General features: G+C 55.5%; 4 protein-coding genes. 2 read left to right on the forward strand and 2 right to left on the reverse strand.

Features of this window, described 5'->3' with window-relative positions; all coding sequences use genetic code 11:
- Window positions 1–124 precede the first annotated feature (124 nt).
- Both VGE80_RS06630 and VGE80_RS06635 read left to right on the forward strand, forming a co-directional pair.
- Window positions 125–505, forward strand: a complete 381-nt coding sequence (locus VGE80_RS06630; RefSeq protein WP_440592103.1) for a hypothetical protein — start codon at window positions 125–127, stop codon at window positions 503–505.
- A gap of 66 nt (window positions 506–571) precedes the next feature.
- Window positions 572–2,203 carry a hypothetical protein gene (locus tag VGE80_RS06635; RefSeq protein ID WP_440592104.1) on the forward strand — a complete coding sequence of 544 codons (1,632 nt, stop codon included), beginning with the start codon at window positions 572–574 and terminating at the stop codon, window positions 2,201–2,203.
- A 56-nt stretch (window positions 2,204–2,259) separates the two neighbouring features.
- On the opposite strand, the gene hemP is transcribed toward VGE80_RS06635, so the two are convergent.
- Both hemP and VGE80_RS06645 read right to left on the reverse strand, forming a co-directional pair.
- Window positions 2,260–2,472, reverse strand: coding sequence for a hemin uptake protein HemP (hemP, locus tag VGE80_RS06640; RefSeq protein WP_440592105.1), 213 nt, complete (start codon window positions 2,470–2,472; stop codon window positions 2,260–2,262).
- 379 nt (window positions 2,473–2,851) lie between these two features.
- Window positions 2,852–4,149, reverse strand: a 1,298-nt coding sequence (locus VGE80_RS06645) for an outer membrane protein assembly factor BamB family protein (RefSeq protein ID WP_440592106.1), incomplete at its 5' end; no start/stop codon positions are given.

The raw sequence follows: 4,149 nt of genomic DNA on the forward strand, positions 1-4,149 counted from the left end.
GAACGCTCGAAATCCTGGAACATTCCGTTCGCTGTCATGCCGAAGGCGTTGCCCGTTTTTCTGAGCGTGGTGCGCGTTGTTGAGATCGTTGAATCCCCGCTCATCAAAACCATGGGACACCTCGATGCGCACGATTCTGATTTGCTCTGTTCTTGTCTGGTCGTGGGGGACGTGTGGCTGTCGTGATTCCGCCCGCCACCTCGTTGAGCAAGACCCGGAGCTCGCCCGCCAGACATTGGAAACGGTTCTCCAGGCCTGGAAAGACGGAAAGACCGGGACCCTGGCAAAACGGAATCCCCCCATTCGATTTGTGGATGACGACCTGCTGGCGGGGAACCAGCTACTGGGATTTGAACTCGAAGACGAATCGATCCCCATTATTCCTTATCAAACCGTTCGCGTCGAACTTGAATTGCGGACACCCCAAGGGGAAGCCGTCAGTAAAACGGTGCAGTACCAGGTCGGTATCGACCCGGGACTGACTGTGCTGCGGGGCGACGATTGAATCCCCGGACGATTCTGAAAGCGGAAGTGCGACTTGTCGCTGAGAAGCTGTAGAGGAGCTGCCACAATGAGAAGATTGTCGATCGTCGCCTGGATTGGCTTGCTAGCCTGTCTGGGACCATTACGAGCGCAGGAAGTCACCCGTGTGTCAAAAGATTTCGATTTTGAATCGGATGCAGTGGGAGCGCCCGCGGCGGGATTTTTGACTGCTGTGGGGGGTTGGTCAGTGACAATGGACGGAACGAATCGAGTTCTGGCGCAGACGGAGCAAAGTGCGGACTCCGCATTCAATCTTATCTTCCGACCGGAGCTCCTTTTCGAAGATGTCGAACTGAGCGTCCGACTGAAGGGCGTAAAGGGGGTGGTCGATCAGGGTGGGGGACTTGTCTGGCGAGCAAAAAACGCGCAGACATACTACGTGGCCAGATACAACCCACTGGAAGACTCTTTCCGTCTCTACAAAGTCATCGACGGCAAGCGATCTCAGCTCGGCAGTGTCAAAGCCCCGGCAGATGATCGCTGGCATACGCTCCAGATCACAATGAAAGGTCAACAGATCGTCTGCCTGCTCGATGACCAGATTCGTCTGGAAGTCGAAGATGCCTCGATCCGAGGATTCGGACGAATCGGTCTGTGGTCGAAAGCGGACGCTCAGTCGTATTTCGATGATCTGAAAGCGAGCGGTGAAGCCATCGTCTTAAAGCCCGCCGAACCCCGGGGCGAAACGAAGAGGTTCGAAATCCGGGAAAACCGTCCCTACCTGGGAGGACACGAGATCGACTTATGGGGGATTCGCTGTGGTAACGCCTTCTACAGCGATGCGGTGACGGAACGGTATATTCGCAACTTCGATAACATGAACGCTCACGGCATCAACCTCGTCGGGGCCTACATTCAGGGAGTTAATGCGGGATTCCCTGACGGCAACGCCGGCCTGAATGGCTTCAGTCGACACGGAAAGCTGCTACCCGAGGTCGCCCGACGTATTGAATCGTTCGTTCGTGAAGCCGATGACAGGGGAATGGTCGTCATGATCGGCGTCATTGCCCCTCGCAAGGATCAGGACTTTCATGACGACAAAGCGATCCAGACCGCGATTGAAGAAACAGCTCGTTTTCTCAAAGAGAAGGGGCTGCGAAATGTCTTTGTCAACCTGTGCGACGAATTCAACCATCCCCTTACCGCCGACAAATTGCTGATCCGGGAACCGGACGGCCCTCAGAAAAAGGATCAGTTGACGGCCTGGTTCAAGGCGATTGCCAGCGACATCCCTGTCGGTGTGGGTCCTCACTGGAAATCGGGAACGTCAGACGAATACCCCACCATGGACGTGCGAATCATTCAGAAGGGGATGGCGATCCCGAAAGAAGGATTCGTTGTGAATGTCGAGCCGATCCGCGAGGACTACTACAACAACGACGGCCTGTTCAACAAAACCAACATCGACGCGGTCTATGCGAACTGTCGAAACTATCTCGATGCACCTCATGCCGTCTTCATGTTCCATTCTGGCTTCGTGCAGGGGATCACCAATTTCAGCGGCACCGCCCCCCACGGCGAAATGGGTGGGTACGGGACAGGCCCCAATGATCGCGGAATCCGGTTTTACTATGAGTGGGTGCGCGACAACGTAGGAAAGTGGAAGTATCCGCATCACGTTCCCGCGACCGAATTCTCGCTCGGAATTCCACCACGCTAGCCGAGGGACTGACAGAAAAACGGCCCCTGCAGCTCAGTCTCTGCAGGGGCCGTTTCTCATTTATTCAGGATCAGCTTGCCGTTCCGTGTTGTGCGTAAGCGATACATCTGGCCTTCGTGTTCAATCAACACCTCACGACCAGCCCGACTCAAATCGGCATACCGATACCTGGGTGTCATCTGAGTGGACGGTGGAGTTCCCACTTCGGGCATTTCCCCACAAGGGAGATCGAACTCGGCACCTTCAGAGTTTTCCAGACTGGAGTTCATAGTTTGCAGACCACTTCTCGAATTTGCGTGCAACAGAAGGAATGCGACGACCGGATCATCAACTCAAAAAACTGCTGCTGCAGCCCGGAGATCTTCTCCGTTCACCTGCTCGCTCTCCGATGACTGCATATCAGGTACCCGTCACAAATCTTTTTTTGATTCAACACCACTCAGTCATCTGGTCTGTCAGCACGGAGAAATCTGATTCTGCCGAACGTGTTCAACGCCGTCCGGGGGGGCTCATCTCAATCTCCTCACAAACCCAGACGCGTCGACGGGATCCCACTCTAACTGACCTCGCTCCGCCAACTTCCGCTTTGCGATCTGATGAAACGGGCACAGCTCTCGCGAGGTGTCCCCAAAGCCTCGCTACGGATTCTCATTTCAAACCGGTCTCACCCGCTGCAACGGCGACGTTGGTACCAACCCGGTACAGATGCGTTCCCAAGCGAATCACAAAGGCACGGTCCACGGCGGCGACAGCATAAATGATGGGATCCATCTGCTCTCGAGAGCGAGGCTGAGCTTCCGCGCCACCCTCGCCGCCAGGTGCCGCTTCTTCCACAGCTCTGCGAGGAGGGGCTTCTTCAGTCCACAATCGATTCGAAGCGACCTGTTCAAATTCCGAACCGGCCTTCACAACCGAAGTCACACCCTTCTTGGTGAAGAAGTAGATCAGATCACCGACAGCAACGGGTTGAGCCCAGCATGCACCGTCAATTCGTTCTGCGTAGCACTGTCGACCCGTGGCGGCCTCGAGGCAATAGAGCACACCGACACTGTTGACGTAGTAAACATACCCGCGATGCGCGAGGGGGCTTACGTAGCTGCAAAGTGCTTTTTCGGCCTTCCAAACGACCTGATAGGGAGCATCGCCGCCGGGGGTAATTTTTACGCAGCAGTTCGAAGCGGCTGCCGCTTCACTCGCGCCGCCCCGAGCCTGTGACGCACCGACAAAGATCAGATCACCGACCGGCGTCGCAGAAGGGATTGTATTCCCATTAAGCCCGCTGCAGCTCCAAAGCTGGTTTCCCGTCCGTGCATCATAGCCGTCGACAGTTCCTCCCGAGCTGACGATCACCTGAACCTGATCTCCAAACTGCGTGACGCAGGGAGAAGACCACGATGTACGCGATGTTCGTTCGGTCTTCCAGACTTCCTCGCCCGTCTGCTTGTTCAGAGCCAGAAGATAGGAAGGGCCAGTATGATCGACCAGCACAATCACCGCATTATCCATTTGCGTCAGCGATGCCGCATAGCCGTGATTATTCTTGTAGGAACCAGCATCTTCAAAGAGAGACTTGTGCCACTGCGACGACCCGTCGTGTGAGATAGCATGCAGATCGCCACTTTCAAACAGCACATAGATACCGTTCGCATCAATCACGGGGGTCGGGGCGGCACGGCTGACCATCTCTGCATTTTTCAGCCGAACAGTGGCGGGGTACTCACGCTGCCAGAGAACGTCGCCAGACGCCATCTCAATCGCAACCAGGAAGCATTGCTCTTTGTCGTCTCCCTGAATGGATGTCAGATAAACAACATCCTTCCAGATAACGGGGGATGACTGTCCGTAACCGGGCAGCTCGATCTTCCACGCAATCCCCTCATCGGGGGACCAGGTGACAGGCAATCCTTGAGCTTCGATCGACGTATTTCCGCCATTGCGAAACTCTG

It is taken from the genome of Schlesneria sp., assembly GCF_036405755.1.
In the GTDB taxonomy this organism is placed as follows: domain Bacteria; phylum Planctomycetota; class Planctomycetia; order Planctomycetales; family Planctomycetaceae; genus Schlesneria; species Schlesneria sphaerica.

Excerpts from the sequence above, each read along its gene's own strand:
- VGE80_RS06630 (WP_440592103.1), top strand. The coding sequence starts at position 125 with ATGCGCACGATTCTGATTTGCTCTGTTCTTGTCTGGTCGTGGGGGACG.
- VGE80_RS06635 (WP_440592104.1), top strand. The coding sequence starts at position 572 with ATGAGAAGATTGTCGATCGTCGCCTGGATTGGCTTGCTAGCCTGTCTG.
- hemP (WP_440592105.1), bottom strand. The coding sequence starts at position 2,472 with ATGAACTCCAGTCTGGAAAACTCTGAAGGTGCCGAGTTCGATCTCCCT.